Annotated in this window: 30 protein-coding genes; all 30 read right to left on the reverse strand. The window is 62.4% G+C overall.

The window, feature by feature from the left end; translation table 11 throughout:
* Positions 1-79: 79 nt before the first annotated feature.
* The 30 genes from SJY12_RS04715 to tuf all read right to left on the reverse strand — a co-directional run bounded on the left by SJY12_RS04715 (position 80) and on the right by tuf (position 19,010).
* A complete protein-coding gene (locus tag SJY12_RS04715; RefSeq protein ID WP_397506183.1) occupies positions 80-1,429 on the reverse strand; it encodes a serine hydrolase domain-containing protein in 1,350 nt (449 codons plus the stop codon).
* A gap of 91 nt (positions 1,430-1,520) precedes the next feature.
* Entirely contained in the window at positions 1,521-1,943 is a 423-nt protein-coding gene (gene rplQ, locus SJY12_RS04720; RefSeq protein ID WP_063512196.1) for a 50S ribosomal protein L17, read from the reverse strand.
* Positions 1,944-2,088: 145 nt separating this feature from the next.
* Entirely contained in the window at positions 2,089-3,144 is a 1,056-nt protein-coding gene (locus SJY12_RS04725) for a DNA-directed RNA polymerase subunit alpha (RefSeq protein WP_050599035.1), read from the reverse strand.
* A gap of 110 nt (positions 3,145-3,254) precedes the next feature.
* Positions 3,255-3,644, reverse strand: a complete 390-nt coding sequence (gene rpsK, locus SJY12_RS04730) for a 30S ribosomal protein S11 (RefSeq protein WP_006831904.1) — start codon at positions 3,642-3,644, stop codon at positions 3,255-3,257.
* A gap of 56 nt (positions 3,645-3,700) precedes the next feature.
* Positions 3,701-4,069 (reverse strand): 30S ribosomal protein S13, encoded by a 369-nt coding sequence (gene rpsM / locus SJY12_RS04735; RefSeq protein ID WP_050599036.1) that lies wholly within the window; start codon positions 4,067-4,069, stop codon positions 3,701-3,703.
* A gap of 330 nt (positions 4,070-4,399) precedes the next feature.
* A complete protein-coding gene (locus SJY12_RS04740) occupies positions 4,400-5,047 on the reverse strand; it encodes an SRPBCC family protein (protein ID WP_397506185.1) in 648 nt (215 codons plus the stop codon).
* 69 nt (positions 5,048-5,116) lie between these two features.
* A complete protein-coding gene (locus tag SJY12_RS04745; RefSeq protein WP_397506187.1) occupies positions 5,117-5,764 on the reverse strand; it encodes an adenylate kinase in 648 nt (215 codons plus the stop codon).
* A 31-nt stretch (positions 5,765-5,795) separates the two neighbouring features.
* A complete protein-coding gene (gene secY / locus SJY12_RS04750) occupies positions 5,796-7,160 on the reverse strand; it encodes a preprotein translocase subunit SecY (protein ID WP_050599038.1) in 1,365 nt (454 codons plus the stop codon).
* A 104-nt stretch (positions 7,161-7,264) separates the two neighbouring features.
* On the reverse strand, positions 7,265-7,789 hold the full coding sequence (gene rplO / locus SJY12_RS04755) for a 50S ribosomal protein L15 (RefSeq protein ID WP_050599039.1): 525 nt from the start codon (positions 7,787-7,789) through the stop codon (positions 7,265-7,267).
* Between the two features lie 201 nt (positions 7,790-7,990).
* Positions 7,991-8,176, reverse strand: a complete 186-nt coding sequence (gene rpmD, locus SJY12_RS04760) for a 50S ribosomal protein L30 (protein WP_397506189.1) — start codon at positions 8,174-8,176, stop codon at positions 7,991-7,993.
* Between the two features lie 5 nt (positions 8,177-8,181).
* Positions 8,182-9,000, reverse strand: a complete 819-nt coding sequence (gene rpsE / locus SJY12_RS04765) for a 30S ribosomal protein S5 (protein ID WP_063505561.1) — start codon at positions 8,998-9,000, stop codon at positions 8,182-8,184.
* The gene (gene rplR, locus SJY12_RS04770; protein ID WP_397506191.1) at positions 9,000-9,344 is read right to left on the reverse strand and encodes a 50S ribosomal protein L18; all 345 of its coding nucleotides are present in this window, start codon (positions 9,342-9,344) and stop codon (positions 9,000-9,002) included. The genes rpsE and rplR overlap by 1 nt, the downstream gene beginning before the upstream one ends.
* Before the next feature lies 1 nt (position 9,345).
* Positions 9,346-9,879, reverse strand: a complete 534-nt coding sequence (gene rplF, locus SJY12_RS04775; RefSeq protein ID WP_050599043.1) for a 50S ribosomal protein L6 — start codon at positions 9,877-9,879, stop codon at positions 9,346-9,348.
* Entirely contained in the window at positions 9,879-10,274 is a 396-nt protein-coding gene (rpsH, locus tag SJY12_RS04780; protein ID WP_050599044.1) for a 30S ribosomal protein S8, read from the reverse strand. Before rpsH ends, rplF begins: the two co-directional genes overlap by 1 nt.
* Positions 10,275-10,285: 11 nt before the next feature.
* Positions 10,286-10,591, reverse strand: coding sequence for a 30S ribosomal protein S14 (gene rpsN / locus SJY12_RS04785; protein ID WP_050599045.1), 306 nt, complete (start codon positions 10,589-10,591; stop codon positions 10,286-10,288).
* Between the two features lie 26 nt (positions 10,592-10,617).
* Positions 10,618-11,196 (reverse strand): 50S ribosomal protein L5, encoded by a 579-nt coding sequence (gene rplE, locus SJY12_RS04790; RefSeq protein WP_397506194.1) that lies wholly within the window; start codon positions 11,194-11,196, stop codon positions 10,618-10,620.
* Positions 11,189-11,509, reverse strand: a complete 321-nt coding sequence (gene rplX, locus SJY12_RS04795; RefSeq protein ID WP_397506196.1) for a 50S ribosomal protein L24 — start codon at positions 11,507-11,509, stop codon at positions 11,189-11,191. The genes rplE and rplX overlap by 8 nt, the downstream gene beginning before the upstream one ends.
* Positions 11,509-11,877, reverse strand: coding sequence for a 50S ribosomal protein L14 (gene rplN / locus SJY12_RS04800; protein WP_050599048.1), 369 nt, complete (start codon positions 11,875-11,877; stop codon positions 11,509-11,511). The genes rplX and rplN overlap by 1 nt, the downstream gene beginning before the upstream one ends.
* Before the next feature lie 64 nt (positions 11,878-11,941).
* Positions 11,942-12,232, reverse strand: coding sequence for a 30S ribosomal protein S17 (rpsQ, locus tag SJY12_RS04805; RefSeq protein ID WP_050599049.1), 291 nt, complete (start codon positions 12,230-12,232; stop codon positions 11,942-11,944).
* A 10-nt stretch (positions 12,233-12,242) separates the two neighbouring features.
* Positions 12,243-12,452 (reverse strand): 50S ribosomal protein L29, encoded by a 210-nt coding sequence (gene rpmC / locus SJY12_RS04810; RefSeq protein WP_063505569.1) that lies wholly within the window; start codon positions 12,450-12,452, stop codon positions 12,243-12,245.
* Positions 12,452-12,886 (reverse strand): 50S ribosomal protein L16, encoded by a 435-nt coding sequence (rplP, locus tag SJY12_RS04815; protein ID WP_050599050.1) that lies wholly within the window; start codon positions 12,884-12,886, stop codon positions 12,452-12,454. Before rplP ends, rpmC begins: the two co-directional genes overlap by 1 nt.
* 21 nt (positions 12,887-12,907) lie before the next feature.
* Positions 12,908-13,603 carry a 30S ribosomal protein S3 gene (gene rpsC, locus SJY12_RS04820; RefSeq protein ID WP_050599051.1) on the reverse strand — a complete coding sequence of 232 codons (696 nt, stop codon included), beginning with the start codon at positions 13,601-13,603 and terminating at the stop codon, positions 12,908-12,910.
* Position 13,604: 1 nt separating this feature from the next.
* Positions 13,605-13,982, reverse strand: coding sequence for a 50S ribosomal protein L22 (gene rplV, locus SJY12_RS04825; RefSeq protein ID WP_050599052.1), 378 nt, complete (start codon positions 13,980-13,982; stop codon positions 13,605-13,607).
* Positions 13,982-14,257 carry a 30S ribosomal protein S19 gene (gene rpsS, locus SJY12_RS04830; protein ID WP_050599053.1) on the reverse strand — a complete coding sequence of 92 codons (276 nt, stop codon included), beginning with the start codon at positions 14,255-14,257 and terminating at the stop codon, positions 13,982-13,984. The genes rplV and rpsS overlap by 1 nt, the downstream gene beginning before the upstream one ends.
* A gap of 6 nt (positions 14,258-14,263) precedes the next feature.
* Complete coding sequence (gene rplB, locus SJY12_RS04835; RefSeq protein WP_050599054.1) at positions 14,264-15,100, reverse strand: 50S ribosomal protein L2; 837 nt, start codon at positions 15,098-15,100, stop codon at positions 14,264-14,266.
* 14 nt (positions 15,101-15,114) lie between these two features.
* A complete protein-coding gene (locus SJY12_RS04840; RefSeq protein WP_397506201.1) occupies positions 15,115-15,423 on the reverse strand; it encodes a 50S ribosomal protein L23 in 309 nt (102 codons plus the stop codon).
* Positions 15,416-16,039, reverse strand: coding sequence for a 50S ribosomal protein L4 (rplD, locus tag SJY12_RS04845; RefSeq protein WP_397506203.1), 624 nt, complete (start codon positions 16,037-16,039; stop codon positions 15,416-15,418). The genes SJY12_RS04840 and rplD overlap by 8 nt, the downstream gene beginning before the upstream one ends.
* Before the next feature lie 3 nt (positions 16,040-16,042).
* Positions 16,043-16,909: a 50S ribosomal protein L3 gene (gene rplC / locus SJY12_RS04850; RefSeq protein WP_050599057.1), complete on the reverse strand. Its 867-nt coding sequence runs from the start codon at positions 16,907-16,909 to the stop codon at positions 16,043-16,045.
* Between the two features lie 273 nt (positions 16,910-17,182).
* Positions 17,183-17,494 (reverse strand): 30S ribosomal protein S10, encoded by a 312-nt coding sequence (gene rpsJ, locus SJY12_RS04855; RefSeq protein ID WP_006831877.1) that lies wholly within the window; start codon positions 17,492-17,494, stop codon positions 17,183-17,185.
* 325 nt (positions 17,495-17,819) lie between these two features.
* On the reverse strand, positions 17,820-19,010 hold the full coding sequence (gene tuf, locus SJY12_RS04860; protein ID WP_050599058.1) for an elongation factor Tu: 1,191 nt from the start codon (positions 19,008-19,010) through the stop codon (positions 17,820-17,822).
* Positions 19,011-19,065: the final 55 nt, after the last annotated feature.

The raw sequence follows: 19,065 nt of genomic DNA on the forward strand, positions 1-19,065 counted from the left end.
TCTAGATGAACGGGCGTGAGACGAGGCTGAACCTGGACGACAGCCCTTGTTCAGTTTATGCGCCGTTTTTATGAATGGCTCATTCCAGCGAAGCCAGCACGTCGCGTGTGAAAGCGGCGATATCGAACCGGTGCCCGGCGAGGTCCTCGCCCCGCCGGACGATGACCGTGTCACGGCTCGGCACGATCACGATGAACTGCCCACGGTTCCCCATCGCGGCGAAGGTATCGGCGGGGACGCCGTTCACCGCGTCAAGCAGCCAGAACCCGCCACCGTAGCCGAAGGGGCCATCGGGCTGCGGGCCATCGGGGGCGGAGACGTAGTCCGCCCAATCTTCCGGCAGCACCCGCGTGCCATCCGCCAGAACGCCGTCATCCAGATAGAGCTGTCCGAGCCGCGCGAGATCGCGCGCGGTGGACCATACCTGGCTCGACAGGATGTAATCGCCGCGCCAGTCGGTTTCCGCGACCGTATCGAACATGCCGAGCTGCGCGAAAACCTGCGCGGGCGGCTGCTTCGCCAGCGACGCTTCGATCGCCTTGACTGCAGCCAGCGTATCGTTGTTGGCATAGCGAAAGATGCTGCCCGGTTCATGCACCAACGGCCAGTGAAGAGCGGTTTCGGCCACGGTCGATCCGCCATAATACAGTGGATCGGTGCGGTTGCCCGCGGTGTCCGAATAGCGTCCCGACGCCATGCGCAGCAGGTGATCGAGCGTTATCTGCGAGCGCGCGTCATTGATGTCGATCCCCAGCCCGGCGGACTGGTCCACTGCCGCCTCGCCGCGGTGCACTGCCATGCCGACCAGCGTCGCGGCGATGCTTTTCGCGACCGACCACGTGCGCTGCGGCACGGCGGGCCCGAACCCTGGTGCATAACGTTCGCCCAGTACCTCGCCATCGCGCATGGCGAGCACTGCCGTCGTGCGCGTTCCCTCGCCATAGGTATCGCCGAACCCATGCGCGAACGTGCCAGACAATGCGCCCGTGGCAACGATCGGCGCACTGCGTTCGATCGTGCTGGCGGGCCGCTTGGTGACGACCGGATCGGGGCGCCCCCCGATCGGAAGCTGCGCGCAGCCCATTCGCGAAACATGCACGGCAATCCGCGGCGGCGCGTCATCAGCCCATTCGACCGAGACCGTTTCGATGGTCCCGTCTGCGCCGCGCGCGATCCGGTAGGGCATCGTATCGGCCAGCGGCCCCAGGGGTGCCTGAATGCCCGACAGTTCCCATTCGAAGACGCTTTCGGCAGTCCGCAAGGCACCGTTGCGCTCAGCATTCGCGATTGCGCTGCACAGGAACAGCGCCTTGTACCCTGCAGCGAGGGAGCGGTCGTAGCGCGTCACGATCTGCTCCTGCGTGACGGACTGGGCGGCAAGCGGAGCAGCGGCGAGCAGCGCTGCGGCGGTGATGGCATGTCTGATCATGCGCGCCTTGTGCCATGCCGCCGCAGCCATGCAAAACAAAAGGGCCGGACAGTTTCCCGCCCGGCCCCGCATGTCTTCATTCGAGAGCGCCTCAGGCGTCTTCGAACTCGCTGTCTTCGTTCATCACCGGGCCCGAATCCTGGCCCTTGGCGTCTTCGTCGCGGTCGACCAGCTCGATGATTGCCATCTGCGCGGCGTCGCTGGCGCGGTAGCCAGCCTTGATGACGCGGCTGTAGCCGCCTTCACGGTCCGAATAACGTTCGGCAAGGATGTCGAACAGCTTCTTGAGCTGCGTTTCGTCCTGCAGGCGGCTCATTGCCAGACGACGGTTCGACAGGCCGCCACGCTTCGCCAGCGTGATCAGCTTTTCGATGTAGGGCCGCATTTCCTTGGCCTTGGGCAGCGTGGTCATGATCTGCTCGTGCTTGATCAGCGCGGCAGCCATGTTGCGCAGCATGGCATGACGGTGACCGGTCTTGCGCTGCAGCTTGCGGCCGGAAATCTTGTGACGCATCGTATCTCTTCCTTTGTTCGATAAGGGCCCGTTCTAGGTAGCCCGAAGCCGGTGACCGTTGCGGGCCGTCACCTACGCCCATTCGTATTTCCACCGGCGCTGGGCCGATGGGAGCCCCGACCTGCGCCGGGGCACCCTGATTGCGTTAGCCCAAGAGTTCCTGTTCGAGCTTCTTGGCCATTTCCTCGATGTTCTCCGGCGGCCATCCGGGGATGTCCATGCCGAGGCGCAGACCCATCGACGAGAGCACTTCCTTGATTTCGTTCAAGGACTTGCGGCCGAAGTTCGGCGTACGGAGCATCTCGGCTTCGGTCTTCTGGACCAGGTCGCCGATATAGATGATGTTGTCGTTCTTGAGGCAGTTGGCCGAACGGACCGACAGTTCCAGCTCGTCGACCTTCTTGAGCAGGTAACGGTTGAGCTGGTTGGTGTCGCTTTCCTGCGGCTCGGCGGCCTGGCCGATCATGGCCGAGGTCGGCTGCGGGATGCCGTCTTCGAAGTGGACGTAGAGCGTCAGCTGGTCCTGGAGGATGCGCGCGGCATAGGCCACGGCATCTTCGGGCGAGACGGTGCCGTCGGTTTCGATGGTGATCGACAGCTTGTCGTAGTCGAGTTCCTGGCCAACACGGGCGTTCTCGACCTTGTAGCTGACCTGGCGAACCGGCGAATACAGGCTGTCGACCGGGATCAGGCCGATCGGCGCGTCGGCCGGACGGTTCATCACGGCGGGGCTGTAGCCCTTGCCGGTGTCCGCGGTCAGTTCCATGTTGAGCGTCGCGCCTTCATCGAGATGACAGATCACGAGATCCTTGTTCATCACTTCGATGTCGCCCGAAACGGCGATATCGCCCGCGGTCACTTCACCCGGGCCGGTTGCGGAAAGCTGCAGGCGCTTCATGCCTTCGCCTTCCATCTTCAGCGCGATCTGCTTCACGTTGAGGACGATGTCGGTCACGTCTTCGCGCACGCCGGCGAGCGAGCTGAATTCGTGGAGTACGTTTTCGATCTTGATCGAAGTGATCGCAGCGCCCTGCAGCGAGCTCAGGAGCACGCGCCGCAGCGCATTGCCGAGCGTCAGGCCGAAGCCCCGCTCGAGCGGTTCGGCGACGAAGGTGACCTTGTGAGGCTTGTCGCTAGCTGCCTTGATATCAAGGACGCTGGGTTTCTTGAGTTCCTGCCAGTTCTTAATGTTGACGGACATGAAAATCCCCTGGTTCGGATGCGGGCAGGACCGGCGCTCTTCGGTAAGAGCGTCCGGTCCGTGAGAGGGTGTCGGCGGCCCGCGTCAGCGAGCCGCCAGGCAGGTACGGATCAGACGCGACGACGCTTGGAAGGACGGACCCCGTTGTGCGGGATCGGCGTCACGTCGCGGATCGAAGTGATGGTGAAGCCCACTGCCGCGAGACCGCGCAGCGCGCTTTCGCGGCCCGAGCCCGGGCCCTTCACTTCGACTTCGAGGGTGCGCACGCCATGCTCGGCGGCCTTGCGGCCCGCGTCGTCGGCGGCGACCTGCGCAGCATAGGGAGTTGACTTGCGGCTGCCCTTGAAGCCCATCATGCCGGCGCTGGACCAGCTGATCGCATTGCCCTGTGCGTCGGTGATGGTGATCATCGTGTTGTTGAAGCTGGCGTTGATATGCGCAACGCCGCTGGAAATGTTCTTTTTGTCGCGGCGCCTAACGCGGCCGGGTTCGCGTGCCATGGTCTGTATTCCTCTAATCTATCAAGAAGGCAAAAGCGCGGGGAATGCCCCTGCGCTTACTTCTTCTTGCCAGCGATCGGCTTGGCCTTGCCCTTGCGGGTGCGGGCGTTGGTGTGAGTGCGCTGGCCGCGAACGGGCAGACCGGCACGGTGACGCAGACCGCGGTAGGACCGCAGGTCCATGAGCCGCTTGATGTTCATCGCGGTTTCGCGGCGAAGGTCGCCTTCCACGGTGTAATCCGCATCGATCGTCTCGCGGATGCGCAGGACTTCCTCGTCGGACAGGTCCTGCACGCGGCGGGTGTGATCGATACCGAGCTTATCGGCGATCTCGACGGCGTTGTTACGGCCGATACCGTGAATATAGGTGAGCGCGATGATCACGCGCTTGTTGGTGGGGATGTTTACCCCGGCAATACGAGCCACTTACTTCTCCATGCTCCACAGGCGCCGGTGAGGCCGGCGGTCCTATCTCATCGCTCAATCCGACGCTTGCGGCCCCTGCCTAACGCAAAATCCGGCTTGACGCAGATATCACTGCCACCCGCCGGAATCGCCACAATGTCGAATGAACCGCGCGCTTAGGGGGATTCGACGCCAAGGTCAACTGCCCAGCACGCAGCGAGATCCACAGCGACCCATGCGGCCGCTGTCGTCCGAGAAGATCACGGCCTAGCCCATTCGCCGCCATACGTCAAAACCCTTAGGCAAGCATGATCGGCGCCCGGCCGTGGTGTCCCCGACCTGGCTCTTGGCCTACCCCGCCCCGTCCAACGCGTCGATCTGGTCTTCGAGGCTTGCCTCCTCAGCAGCCGCAGGATCGCTGTCTCGTGGCACGGTCGCCGCGGCTCCGCCGAGCGCGCCCAGATGATCGCGCAGCCCGTGCAATTGCTGGCTCATCACCTGATCGACCGCGGCGGCGATAGTCGGCACTTCGTAACGCATGTAGCCGCCGACAACATATTCCCAGCGAATCCGTGTCCCGCCGTCGATCTCTTCCAGAGTAATCGTCAGTACACCGGTGGCGGGTTCGCCCTGCAATGGACCCAGTCCCCCGCGCATGCGCAGGTTCTTCAACGGGTAAGCCTGGACCACGACCATGTGCTGCACACTGCCATCGAGCGAAAAGCCGTCGGCGCGGTCCTCGCCCGGCACGCGTTCACACAGGCAGCCGCCCGCCTGCGGGGTCAGCATCATGTTGGCCGCATCTGCCGACCATGTATGCGCATCGTTCCACCACGTGCCCGGACGGATCAATGCCAGCCAGGTCTGCATCGGGGTAGCTGCAACCTCGGCCATGTCACGCGTGACGAAGCCGCTGGCGGTGGTTTCCGCAACCTCGGCGGACAATGGCGCCGCACAGCCAAGCGCAGCAGCGGCAAACAGGGTTCCGGCAAGGCGCATAAGACCAATCTCCCTCTGTCGAGAGGTCGGCCTTAGGCCATGTGCCGGGTCATGGAAACCCGAGTGGGATCAGCGGGTGAGGATAGCGTCGATCACGTGCGTAACGTCTTCGATCGAGGCCATGCCATCGACCCGGCTGACGATGCCGCGCTGTTCGTAGCCGGGCAGGATCGGCGCGGTCTTGCCGCGATATTCCTGCATCCGCTTGCGCACCGTCTCCTCATTGTCGTCGGGACGGCGCTTGAACTCGGTCGATCCGCACTTGTCGCATACGCCGGGTGTTGCCGGCTGCTTGAACACGTCGTGATAGCCGGCGCCGCAATTAGCGCAGGTGAAGCGGCCCGTGATCCGTTCCACCAGAGCTTCCTCGTTCACTTCGAGCTCGATCACATGGTCGAGCTTGCGGCCGTGCCGGGCAAGGATATCGTCGAGCTGGTCGGCCTGGGCCGCAGTGCGGGGATAGCCGTCGAAGATCGCACCCGTTTCCGGACCCATATCGGCCAGCTTGGCATCGATCATCGCCGACACGATCTCGTCCGATACGAGCCCGCCCGAATCCATGATGTCAGCGACCTTGTGGCCCAGCTCGGTATCGGCCTTGCGTGTTTCGCGCAGCATGTCGCCGGTCGAAAGCTGCAGCATTCCGTGGTGTTCGACCAGGCGCTGGGCCTGCGTCCCCTTGCCGGCGCCCGGAGGGCCCAGGAGGATGATATCCATTGCGTAAAGTCCCCTTCGCCCGTGCTGTGCCTTAACGCAGGCGTCCCTTCAACTTCGCTTTTTTGATGAGGTCACCATATTGGTGCGCCAGCAGGTGCGACTGGATCTGGCTGATCGTGTCGACCGTGACATTGACCACGATGAGCAGGCTGGTGCCGCCGAGGAACAGAGGCACGCCGGTCTGGGCGATCATGTATTCCGGCAGCACGCAGACCAGCGTCAGGTAGATTGCGCCGATCACGGTAATGCGCGTCAGCACGTAATCGAGATATTCCTCGGTCCGCTTGCCCGGACGGATGCCCGGAATGAACCCGCCGTTCTTCTTCAGATTGTCCGCGGTTTCCTCGGGATTGAAGACGATCGCGGTGTAGAAGAAGCAGAAGAAGATGATGCCGAGGCCATAGAGCGTCATGTAGAGCGGCTGACCGTGCTGCAGATATTGCAGCGTCGACTGGAGCACCCCGCCCGCGGCGCTGTCGGTATCGACCGAATTGCCCGCGAACTGGGTGATTGTCAGCGGAAGCAGCAGCAGCGAACTGGCAAAGATCGGCGGGATCACACCTGCGGTGTTGAGCTTGAGCGGCAGGTGCGAACGATCGGCCTGCATCACGCCGCGCTGCGTCGCACGCTTGGGATACTGGATCAGCAGGCGGCGCTGGGCGCGCTCCATGAAGCAAATGACCAGGATCAGCACGACGACCATGGCGATCAGGCCGACGATGATGCCGGTCGGGATCGAGCCTTCCGAATACCCCTGCCCAAGATTCGAGACGAAGGTCGGGAACTGGGCGACGATGCCTGCCATGATGATCAGCGACACGCCGTTGCCGATGCCGCGACTGGTGATCTGCTCGCCCAGCCACAGCAGGAACATGGTCCCGCCCACCAGGCTGATGACAGCGCCGACACGGAACATGATGCCCGGGTCGACCACCGCTTGCAGCCCGCTCTGCGCGCCGAAGCTTTCAAGACCCGAGGCGAGGAACCAGCCCTGGATCGCGCACAAAAACACGGTGCCGTAGCGGGTGTACTGGTTAAGCTTCTGCCGCCCAACCGTGCCTTCCTTCTTGAGCGCGGCGAGGCTGGGATGCAGCGCGGCTGCCAGCTGCACGACGATCGAGGCGGTGATGTAGGGCATGACGCCGAGCGCGATGAGGCTCATCCGCTCAAGGCTGCCGCCCGAAAAGGTGTTGAACAGGTCGAGGATCCCGCCCCGCGTCTGATCGTAGAGATCGCTCAGGATCAGCGGGTTCACGCCCGGAAGCGGAACGAAGCTGAGGAAACGGAAGACGATCAGGGCCCCGATGGTGAACCAGATACGGTTCTTCAGCTCGGTGGCCTTGGTGAAGTTTGCGAGGCTCATGTTGCTCGCGATATTGTCGGCGCGTGATGCCATGGGAATCTGTTCAATCCTGAATTGGCGCCGGCCCCTCCCGGCACAGGAAGGCTAGATAGGGACAGGGGGACGGATTGTCGAACCCGCCCCCCGAATTATCCCGCTTACTTCGCCTTCTTAGCCTTGTTGGCTTCGGCGCGAGCAGCCTTTTTCTCGTGCTCGGGCTTGTCGGCGGCGATCACTTCGACCTTGCCGCCAGCCTTTTCGACCGCTTCGATGGCGCCCTTCGAGGCACCGGCGACCTTGAAGGTGACCTTGGCCTTGAGCTCGCCCTTGCCCAGCAGACGGACACCGTCCTTGCCACCCCGCGCGAGGCCGGCGGCCCGCAGCGTTTCGTGGTCGAGGACCTTCGAACCGTCGAGCTTTTCGGCGTCGATGAACTTCTGGACCATGCCGATGTTCACTTCGGCGAAGTCCTTGCCGAACGGATTGTTGAAGCCGCGCTTCGGCAGGCGCATGTGCAGCGGCATCTGGCCGCCTTCGAAGCCCTTGATGGCGACGCCCGAACGGCTCTTCTGGCCCTTCTGGCCGCGGCCGCCGGTCTTGCCCTTGCCCGAGCCGATGCCGCGTCCGATACGGATGCGGGTCTTGCGTGCGCCGGGATTGTCGCGGATATCATTCAGTTTCATAGTGCACTCGCTTTCGCTTTCTAACGCCCCGTGACGGGGTTCGCGCTGTTGGGAAGTGCGCGCCGATAGTCTGTTTGGCCGATCATGTCGACTCTCAATTGGACGGCGCGCACGCGGTAAACGAAATTGTCGTCCAAACGAAAAGACCGGGCAGCGATCAAACGCGGCCCGGCCCTTTTGTTCGGCAGACAGGCTGCCTGATCAGTCGACCACGGTCACCAGATGCGGGATCTTGGCGATTGCGCCGCGCACCTCGGGGGTGTCCTGGCGCTCGACGATCTTGTGCATCTTGTTGAGGCCCAGGCCGATCAGAATTTTCTTCTGGATTTCCGGGCGCCGGATCGGCGAACCGATCTGCTTGATCTTGACGGTTTTCGCTTTGGCCATCGATCTTACTCCGCAATAGCGGCGGCGTCGGCTTCAGCCTCTGCTACCGAAGCGCCACCACGGCCAAGCAGGTCAGCGACCTTCTTGCCGCGACGCTGAGCCACCGACTTCGGCGAAGTCTGGTTGGTCAGCGCGTCGAACGTGGCGCGGATCATGTTGTAGGGGTTCGACGTACCGACCGACTTGGTCACCACGTCGGCAACGCCGAGGCTTTCGAACACGGCACGCATCGGACCGCCGGCGATGATGCCGGTACCCGGAGGCGCGGTACGAACGGTAACCTTGCCCGCGCCGAAACGACCCTTGCCGTCGTGATGGAGGGTACGGCCCTCCTTCAGCGGGACGCGGACCATCATTTTGCGTGCAGCGGCAGTCGCCTTGCTGATCGCCTCGGGGACTTCGCGGGCCTTGCCCTTGCCGAACCCGACGCGGCCCTGGCCGTCACCCACCACGACCAGCGCAGCAAACCCGAAGCGCTTACCGCCCTTCACCGTCTTGCTGACGCGGTTGATGTGGACGAGCTTCTCGATGATGCCGTCGTCTTCTTCCTCGCGGCGTCCGCCACGACGGTTGTTGTCGCGGCCACCGCGGCCACGGCCACCGCCGCCACGGTTGTCACGACCGCCACGGCCACGACCTTCGCGCTGCTGCGGCTGCCCTTCGGCACCCTGTGCAGGGCTCTGGTTCGCTGCAGCTTCCGAAGGCGTGTCGGCGACAGCCGGCTCTTCCTTCGTGACCGCAGGCGTGGTCTCGGCCTTGGCCTCAGTCGTTTCGACCTTGGTTTCGGCTTCGGTGTTTTCGGTTTTGTTTTCGTCAGCCATCATCAGAACTCCAGCCCGCCTTCACGAGCGGCGTCGGCCAGCGCCTTGACGCGGCCATGGAACAGGAAACCACCGCGATCGAACACGACGGAGGTTACGCCGGCTTTCTGGGCAGCAGCGGCGATATCGCTGCCAACCTTCTTGGCGGCTTCGATATTGGCACCCGTACCGTCCGCGCCAAGCGTCGATGCTGCGGCGAGCGTCTTGCCGGCCGAATTGTCGATGATCTGCGCATAGATATGCTGGCCGGTGCGGTGCACCGACAGGCGGGGCCTACCACCCGACACGTTGCGGAGCGCGGTGCGGACGCGGCGACGGCGACGTTCAAAGAGAGAGAGCTTTGCCATCTTACTTCTTCTTCCCTTCCTTGCGGAAGATATACTCGCCGCGGTACTTGATACCCTTGCCCTTGTAGGGCTCGGGCTTGCGCCACTTGCGGACGTTCGCCGCAAACTGGCCCACGGCCTGCTTGTCGATACCGCTGATTTCGACGGTAGTCTGGTCGGGCGTCTTGACCTCGATGCCCTCGGGCACGTCGAGATCGACGTCGTGCGAATAGCCGAGCTGAAGCTTGAGCTTCTTGCCCTGCGCCTGCGCACGGTAACCGACACCGTTGATCTCGAGGACCTTGGTGAAGCCTTCGGTCACGCCTTCGACCAGGTTCGAAACCATCGTGCGCTGCATGCCCCAGTGGTTGCGCGCCTGACGGGTCTCGTTGGCCGGCTTGACCGAGATCTCGCCGTCTTCCAGCTTGTATTCGATCAGGTCGGAAAGACCCATTTCGAGCGAGCCCTTGGGACCCTTCACGCTGAGCGTGTTGCCATTGATGTTGGCAGTGACCCCGCTGGGGATCGCCACCGAACGTTTGCCGATGCGGCTCATCAGAACACCTCCGCCAGCACTTCGCCGCCGACGTTTTCGGTGCGCGCTTCGGCGTCCGAAAGCACACCCTTGGGCGTCGAGACGATGGTGATGCCAAGGCCGTTGCGCACGATCGGAAGTTCCTTCGAACCCGAATAGACGCGGCGGCCTGGCTTGGAGACGCGGGCAACGTGCTTGATAGCAGGTTCGCCCTCGAAATATTTCAGTTCGATCCGCAGCTGTGCATGCTTGGCCGAAGCGTCATCGCTGTAGCCACGGATGTAGCCTTCGCGCTGGAGCACTTCGAGGACGTTCGCACGCAGCTTGCTGGCGGGCGAGAGGACACTGTCCTTCTTCGCGCGCTGGCCGTTGCGGATACGGGTGAGCATATCACCCAGGGGATCGGTCATAGCCATTTGTCTTTACCTCACCAGCTCGACTTGGTCAGGCCCGGAATCAGGCCCTTGTTGCCGAGGTCGCGCAGTTCGATGCGGTTGAGCCCGAACTTGCGGTAGTAGCCGCGCGGGCGGCCGGTGGTGGAGCAGCGGTTGCGCACCCGGGTCGGGTTCGCATTGCGCGGCAGTTCCGCCATCTTGAGACGCGCCATCAGGCGTTCGGTCTCGTCGAGCGATTCATCGTCAGCGATAGCCTTAAGCTTCGCGAACTTTTCCGCATACTGCTTGACGAGCTTCTTACGACGCTCGTTCTTGTTGATCGAACTCAGTTTCGCCATTGGACTTAAGTTCCTCTATTAGCGGCTCACGCCGCCTCCTTCTCTGCCAACTCTTCAGCCGGGAACGGGAAACCGAACAGGCGGAGCAGTTCGCGCGCCTCGTCGTCGGTCTTCGCCGTCGTGGTTACGATGATGTCCATCCCCCGGACCTTGTCGATCTGGTCGTAGCTGATCTCGGGAAAGATGATCTGTTCCTTCAGGCCCATGGCATAGTTGCCGTGGCCGTCGAACGACTTCGGATTGAGCCCGCGAAAGTCACGGATGCGCGGCATGGCCACGGTCACCAGACGATCGAGAAACTCGTACATGCGTTCGCGGCGCAGGGTGACCTTGCAACCGATCGGCATGCCTTCACGCAGCTTGAACTGCGCGATCGACTTCTTGGCCTTGGTGATAACCGGCTTCTGACCGGCGATCAGGGCCATTTCCTCGGCCGCAGTCTGGACCTTCTTCTTGTCCTGGCTGGCTTCGCCGACGCCCATGTTGAGCGTGATCTTTTCCAGCCTGGGGACTTCGAGAGCGTTCTTGTAGCCGAACTTCTCGGTCATCGCCTTGACGACCTGGTCGTCATAGCGCTGCTTCATGCGGGGCGTATAATCAGCCATCGATAGTCTCCCCGGACTTTACGGCGACACGAACCTTCTTGCCGTCCTTTTCTTCGAAACGGACGCGAGTGGGCTTGCCATCCTTAGGGTCTGCCAGCGCAACCTTGCTCAGGTGCATCGGCGCTTCGAAGCGGTCGATGCCACCCTGCGGGTTCTGCTGGGTCGGCTTGCGGTGACGCGCGGCGATGTTGACGCGTTCGACGACGATCTTGCCATCCTTCGGCATGACCTTCGCGACGGTGCCGGTCTTGCCCTTGTCCTTGCCGGACAGGACGACGACGCTGTCACCTTTCTTGATCTTTGCGGCAGCCATTACAGCACCTCCGGAGCAAGCGAGATGATCTTCATGAAGCCGCGGCCGCGCAGTTCGCGGACCACCGGGCCGAAGATACGGGTACCGATCGGTTCTTCGCTCTTGTTCACGAGCACCGCGGCATTGCTGTCGAAGCGGATCACGCTGCCATCGGGGCGGCGTACGTCCTTCCTCGTGCGCACGATGACGGCGCGATGGACATCGCCCTTCTTCACCTTCGTGCGCGGCTGGGCTTCCTTGACGGAAACCACGATCACGTCGCCTACGGAAGCAGTCCGGCGCTTCGAGCCGCCCAGCACCTTGATGCACTGGACGCGCTTTGCGCCGCTGTTGTCCGCGACGTCGAGATTGGATTGCATCTGGATCATCGATCCGTTTCCTTCTCAATGGCTTGCCGGGACGATTGCCCGGCAGTTCCTACGTCAATAAAGCTCAGTTACCGGCGGCTTCGACAGCGAGGTCAGCCTCGACAGCCTGCGTGCCACCTGCGGTAACGCGGTCGATCACCTGCCAGGTCTTGGTCTTGGAGATCGGCTTGGTTTCTTCGATGCGCACGACGTCGCCGAGCGTGAACTCGTTCTTCTCATCATGGGCATGGTACTTCTTCGAGCGGCGAATGATCTTCCCGTAGAGGGGATGCTTCACCTTGCGCTCGACGAGCACGGTAACGGTCTTGTCGGTCTTGTCGGAGGTGACGGTCCCGATCAGGATACGCTTGGGCATGGTCTACTCCTTAAGCCTTCGCTTCAGCCGAGCGCGAACGCTCGCTCTGCAGCGTCTTGATCTTGGCGATCGTCCGGCGAACTTCGCGGATGCGGGCCGGAGCTTCGAGCTGGTTCGTCGCCGCTTGGAAACGGAGGTTGAACTGCTCGCGCTTGAGCGCCGTCAGCTCTTCGGACAGCTGGTCGTCCGACTTCTGGCGCAGGTCTTCGGTCTTGGCCATCATTCGCCTCCCAGGTGGGCGGTGTCGCCCAGACGGGCAACGACCTTGGTCTTGATCGGCAGCTTCATTGCTGCACGTTCGAATGCTTCGGCGGCCAGCGGGCCGGCAACGCCATCGAGTTCGAACAGGATGCGGCCCGGCTTGACGCGAGCGGCCCAGTATTCGACCGAACCCTTGCCCTTACCCTGACGGACTTCGGCAGGCTTCTTCGACACGGGCACATCGGGGAAGACGCGGATCCAGAGACGGCCCTGACGCTTGATGTGGCGCGTGATCGCGCGGCGAGCCGCTTCGATCTGGCGTGCAGTGATCCGCTCGGGCTCGAGCGCTTTCAGGCCGTACGACCCGAAGTTCAGCGTGGTGCCACCCTTGGCCTGGCCATGGATCTTACCCTTGAACGCCTTGCGGTACTTGGTTTTCTTCGGTTGCAGCATGGTTCTTTCCTAATCCTGCAATCAGCGCGCCGGACGGACGCCCGAGGTCTGGGCTTCCATCATCAAGCGGTCATGGGCAGTCGGGTCATGCGCCAGGATTTCGCCCTTGAAGATCCAGCACTTGATGCCGATGATCCCGTAGGCGGTCAGCGCTTCGGCTTCCGCATAATCGACGTTTGCACGCAGCGTGTGGAGCGGAACGCGGCCTTCGCGATACCATTCCACGCGGGCGATTTCGGCACCGCCGAGACGGCCACCGCAAACGATCTTGATGCCTTCGGCGCCAAGCCGCAGGGCCGACTGCACCGCACGCTTCATGGCGCGGCGGAAGGCGACACGGCGGATCAGCTGATCGGCAATGCCCTGGGCGACGAGCTTGGCATCGATTTCCGGCTTGCGGATTTCAACGATGTTCAGCTTCACTTCGCTTGCGGTCATCTTGGCCAGCTTGGTGCGCAGCTTTTCGATGTCCGCGCCCTTCTTGCCGATGATGACACCGGGACGGGCTGCATAGATCGAGATGCGGCACAGTTTGGCCGGACGTTCGATCACGACCTTCGAGATCGCCGCCTGCGGCAGACTGTTCACGATGTGCTTGCGGATTTCGATGTCTTCGCTGAGCAGCTTGGCATAGTCGCGCCCTTCGGCGTACCAGCGGCTGTCCCAGGTGCGGTTGATCTGCAGACGCAGACCGATCGGATTGCTCTTCTGACCCATCTTACGCCTCTTCCTGCTCGCGGACGACGATGCGCAGGCGGCTGAACGGCTTCAGGATGCGCGTCGACTTGCCGCGGCCACGCGTGTGGAACCGCTTCATGGTGATCGACTTGCCCACCGAAGCCTCGGCAACGACCAGCGCGTCAACATCGAGGTTGTGGTTGTTTTCCGCATTGGCGATCGCCGATGCGAGGACCTTGGTGGCGTCCCTAGCCATCGCCTTCTTGGAGAAAGCGAGGATATTGAGCGCCTCTTCGGCCTTCTTGCCGCGGATCAGACCGGCAACGAGATTGAGCTTCTGCGCCGAACCACGGATCGTGGTACCAACGGCCAGAGCCTCGTTATCCGCAACGCGGCGGGGTGCTTTCTGCTTGCTCATCAGCGCTTACCCTTCTTGTCGGCAGCATGACCCGGGAAGGTGCGCGTGGGCGCGAACTCGCCGAGCTTGTGGCCGACCATCTCTTCCGAGACGGAGACCGGGATGAACTTGTGTCCGTTGTAGACGTTGAACGTCAGACCAACGAACTGCGGCAGGATGGTGGAACGGCGCGACCAAGTCTTGATCGGCTTGGAGCCACCGGCGTCCTGGGCGGTCTCTGCCTTCTTCAGAAGGCTGAGCTCGACGAACGGACCTTTCCAGACGGAACGAGCCATGTCGGATTACCTCTTTTTCTTCGCGTGGCGCGAACGGATGATCATCTTGTCCGTCTGCTTGTTCTTGCGGGTACGGGCGCCCTTGGTCGGCTTGCCCCACGGAGTGACCGGATGACGGCCACCGCTGGTGCGGCCTTCACCGCCGCCGTGCGGGTGGTCGACCGGGTTCTTGGCGACACCGCGGGTCAGCGGCTTGATGCCCATCCAGCGACGACGACCGGCCTTGCCCAGGTTCTGGTTCTGGTTGTCCGGGTTCGACACGGCACCGACCGTTCCCATGCAGTCGGCGCGCAGGTAACGCTGCTCGCCGCTGTTGAGACGCACGATGACCATGCCGCGGTCACGACCGACCAGCTGGACGTAGGAACCGGCTGCGCGGGCGATCTGGCCGCCCTTGCCCGGCTTCATTTCCACGTTGTGGCAGATCGTACCGACCGGCATCTGGCCGAGCAACATGGCGTTGCCGGGCTTGGTGTCGGCCTTCTCGGCAGCGATGACCTTGTCGCCGACAGCGAGACGCTGCGGAGCGAGGATGTAGGCCAGTTCGCCATCGGTGTACTTGACCAGGGCGATGAACGCGGTCCGGTTGGGATCGTATTCAAGCCGTTCGACGGTGCCTTCGACGTCCCACTTGCGACGCTTGAAGTCGACGTAGCGGTACTTCTGCTTGTGGCCGCCGGCCATGCCGCGCGAAGTGACGTGACCCTTGTTGTTGCGGCCACCGGTCTTGCGCTTGCCTTCGACGAGCGACTTGACCGGCTTGCCCTTGTAGAGGCCCGACTTGTCGACGAGGATCAGGCCGCGACGGCCCGGGCTCGTTGGTTTGTAGTTCTTGAGTGCCATTTCTCTCTAGCCCCTCAGATACCGCTGGTGACGTCGATGGAATTGCCGTCTTTCAGAGTGACGATGGCTTTCTTCATGTCCGTGCGCTTGTAGGGCTTGCCCTTCCAGCGCTTGGTCTTGCCCTTCGTCACGATGGTGTTCACGCCCATGACCTTGACGTCGAAGATAGCCTCGATCGCTTCCTTGATCTGCGGCTTGCTCGCATCGTTGGCGACCTTGAAGACGACGGCGTTGTTTTCCGACGCCAGCGTGGCCTTCTCGGTGATGTGCGGTGCGAGCACGACGTCGTAGTGACGCGCTTCCACTTCCTGCTTCTTAGCCATTGAACCGGGCCTCCAGCTTTTCGACCGCGTCCTTGGTGAGGACCAGCGTGTCGTGCTTCAGGATGTCGTAGACGTTCGCGCCCATGGCCGGCAGTACGTTGACGCCGGGCAGGTTGCGGGCCGCCTTGCTGAAGCCATCGTCGACGCTTGCGCCGTCGATGACCAGAACCTTGCCGTTCCAGCCAGCCTTGTCGAACAGGCCCTTGAGCGCCTTGGTCTTGGCGTCCTTGAGCTCGAGGCTGTCGACGACGACGAGGCCGTCCTTCGCCTTGCTCGACAGAGCCATCTTGAGGCCGAGTGCGCGGACCTTCTTGTTCAGCGACTGCTCGAAGTCACGCTTGCGCGCGCCATGAGCCTTACCGCCGCCAATGAAGATCGGAGCGCCGCGGTTGCCGTGACGAGCGCCGCCCGAACCCTTCTGCGGGCCGAACTTCTTGCCGGTGCGCGCGACATCCGAACGCTCACGCGTCGGACGGGCGGTGCCGCGGCGGTTTTCGAGCTGCCAGGTGACAACGCGATGCAGGATATCGGCACGCGGCTCGACACCGAAGACGTCATCGTTCAGTTCGATGTCGCCCGACGCCTTGCCGTCGATTTTCTGGACCTTCACCTTCACGGATCAGCCCTCCTTGTTTTCGTCCGAGCCGGTGTCGGCTGCGGGCGTATCGGTGGTGTTTTCGGTTTCGGCACCAGCTTCCTGTTCCTTCAGCAGCGCTTCCTGCTGCTCGGGGGAAACTTCCGTACCGGGCTCGTGCTCGGCAGCGCTCTCGACCAGGCCGGCATCAGCTTCCTGATGCTCGAACTCGTCGCGGTTGCGATACATCACGCCGGGGAACGGGAGTTCGCCGTGCGCGATCTTGACCGCATCCTTGACCAGCAGCCAACCGTTCTTCGCACCCGGGACCGAACCCTTGACGAAGAGCAGGCCGCGATCGGCGTCGGTGCGAACGATCTCGAGGTTCTGCTGGGTGCGCTGACGGTCGCCCATGTGGCCGGCCATCTTCTTGCCCTTGAACACGCGACCCGGATCCTGACGGTTACCCGTCGAACCGTGCGAACGGTGCGAGAGCGAAACGCCGTGCGTTGCACGCAGACCACCGAAGCCCCAGCGCTTCATCGCGCCGGCGAAACCCTTACCCTGGGTGTGACCGGTGATGTCGACCTTCTGGCCGGCGATGAAGTGTTCGGCCGAAATGCGGGCACCGACCGGAAGCAGGGCTTCTTCGGTGTCGACGCGGAATTCGGCGACCTTCATCTTGAGCGGAACTTCAGCCTTGGCGAAAGCTTCGCGCTGCGGCTTGTTGACGTTCTTCTGCTTGGCTTCGCCCGAGCCGACCTGAACCGCGAAATAACCATCGCGATCTTCGGTGCGGTGAGCAGTAACCTGGCAATTTTCCAGAGCGAGAACGGTAACCGGCACATGCCGGCCGTCCTCCTGGAAGAGGCGGGTCATCCCGACTTTCTTTGCGATAACGCCTGTGCGCATCGTAAAACTCCTAACACAGAGGCACCCCGGCCCATCCGAGGTGCTTGCCAGCCCGTTTTAAGATGCGTCGCCCCGTCCGGGCTGAGTGCCACCTCGGCAAATTGCCTTGGCAGCGAGACGGGGGACGCAGACCCGGATCAATCCGGCGGTATCCCGATGTCTTGCCGAACCTCGCGGTCCAGCGGGGCTATCGAGTGCCCCGAAACTTTGCGGCCAGTTAGCGTCTGGCCAGCTCGACGGCAAATCCCGCCATGCGGGACTTGCGGCAAACTCTTAAGCGAGCTTGATTTCGACGTTCACGCCCGCAGCAAGGTCGAGCTTCATCAGCGCGTCGACCGTCTGGGCGTTCGGCTGCACGATGTCGAGCAGCCGCTTGTAGGTACGCACCTCGAACTGCTCGCGCGACTTCTTGTCGATGTGCGGGCCGCGGTTCACGGTGAACTTCTCGATGCGCGTCGGCATTGGAATGGGGCCGCGAATAAGTGCACCCGTACGACGCGCGGTGTCTGCAATTTCGCCAGTTGCCTGGTCGAGAACGCGATGGTCGAACGCCTTGAGGCGAATGCGGATATTCTGAGCTTCCATTACCTACACCGATGCGAAAGAGCCAATGGACCAACAAAGGTCCACAAAAAAGAAAGGCCCGCCCTGTCAGCGCCCGGTTTCCCGGAACGGGCGACCTTTCATGAATTCGTTGTCGAGGCCGCCAATGGCGGTGATTCCTCATCCTGTGAGCGCGCCTATACGGGTGAGTCACCGGTCTGGCAACCCCTCAATCCCGCCGATCTGAAGATGACGGAATATGACACGGCAACCCGTGCCCGAAGAACGGTTAGCACGCTCTCATAAAACGAAGGCCCGCCCCTCGTGACGAGGAGCGGGCCCGCGATTTGACTGTGATCGACGAAGCTTACTTCGTGATGTTGGCCACGACGCCCGAGCCGACGGTGCGACCGCCTTCGCGGATTGCGAAGCGCAGGCCTTCGTCCATGGCGATCGGAGCGATCAGCTTGACGTTGATCGTCACGTTGTCGCCCGGCATCACCATTTCGGTGCCTTCGGGAAGGATCACTTCGCCGGTGACGTCGGTGGTGCGGAAGTAGAACTGCGGACGGTAGTTCGCGAAGAACGGCGTGTGACGGCCACCTTCGTCCTTCGACAGGACGTAGACTTCTGCGCTGAACTCGGTGTGCGGCGTAACCGAACCGGGCTTGGCCAGAACCTGGCCGCGCTCGACGTCGTCACGTGCAACACCGCGGATGAGCGCACCGATGTTGTCGCCGGCTTCGCCGCGATCGAGCAGCTTGCGGAACATTTCAACGCCGGTGACGGTCGTCTTGGTGGTGTCCTTGATGCCGACGATTTCGCATTCGTCGCCAACGTTCACAACGCCGGTTTCGACACGGCCGGTGACAACCGTACCACGACCCGAGATCGAGAACACGTCTTCGATCGGCATCAGGAAGGCCTGGTCGACCGGACGTTCCGGCTGCGGGATGTGCTCGTCGACGGCCTTCATCAGCTCGATGATCGATTCCTTGCCGATGTTGTCGTCACGGCCCTCAAGAGCGGCCAGAGCCGAACCCTTGATGATCGGAATGTTGTCACCATCGAAATCGTAGGCGGTGAGCAGTTCGCGAACTTCGAGTTCGACGAGCTCGAGGATTTCCTCGTCGTCGACCTGGTCCACCTTGTTGAGGTAAACGACCAGCGCAGGAACGCCGACCTGACGCGAAAGCAGGATGTGCTCGCGGGTCTGGGGCATGGGGCCGTCGGCTGCGTTCACGACCAGGATCGCGCCGTCCATCTGGGCGGCACCGGTGATCATGTTCTTCACGTAGTCGGCGTGACCCGGGCAGTCGACGTGCGCGTAGTGACGTCCGTCCGTTTCGTATTCGACGTGCGCGGTCGAGATGGTGATGCCACGCTCGCGCTCTTCGGGCGCCTTGTCGATGTTTGCGAAATCAACAGCCGCACCACCATAGGTTTCGGCCATCACCTTCGTGATCGCCGCGGTCAGCGTGGTCTTGCCATGGTCGACGTGACCGATGGTGCCCACGTTGACGTGCGGCTTGTTACGCTCGAACTTTTCCTTCGCCATTTTCCAATAACCTCTGTCTTAAAATTTGGGATTTCTGCGGGGAGGAAACGGCGCC

The organism is Qipengyuania sp. R86523, from assembly GCF_044596365.1.
Classification (GTDB): Bacteria; Pseudomonadota; Alphaproteobacteria; order Sphingomonadales; family Sphingomonadaceae; genus Qipengyuania; species Qipengyuania citrea.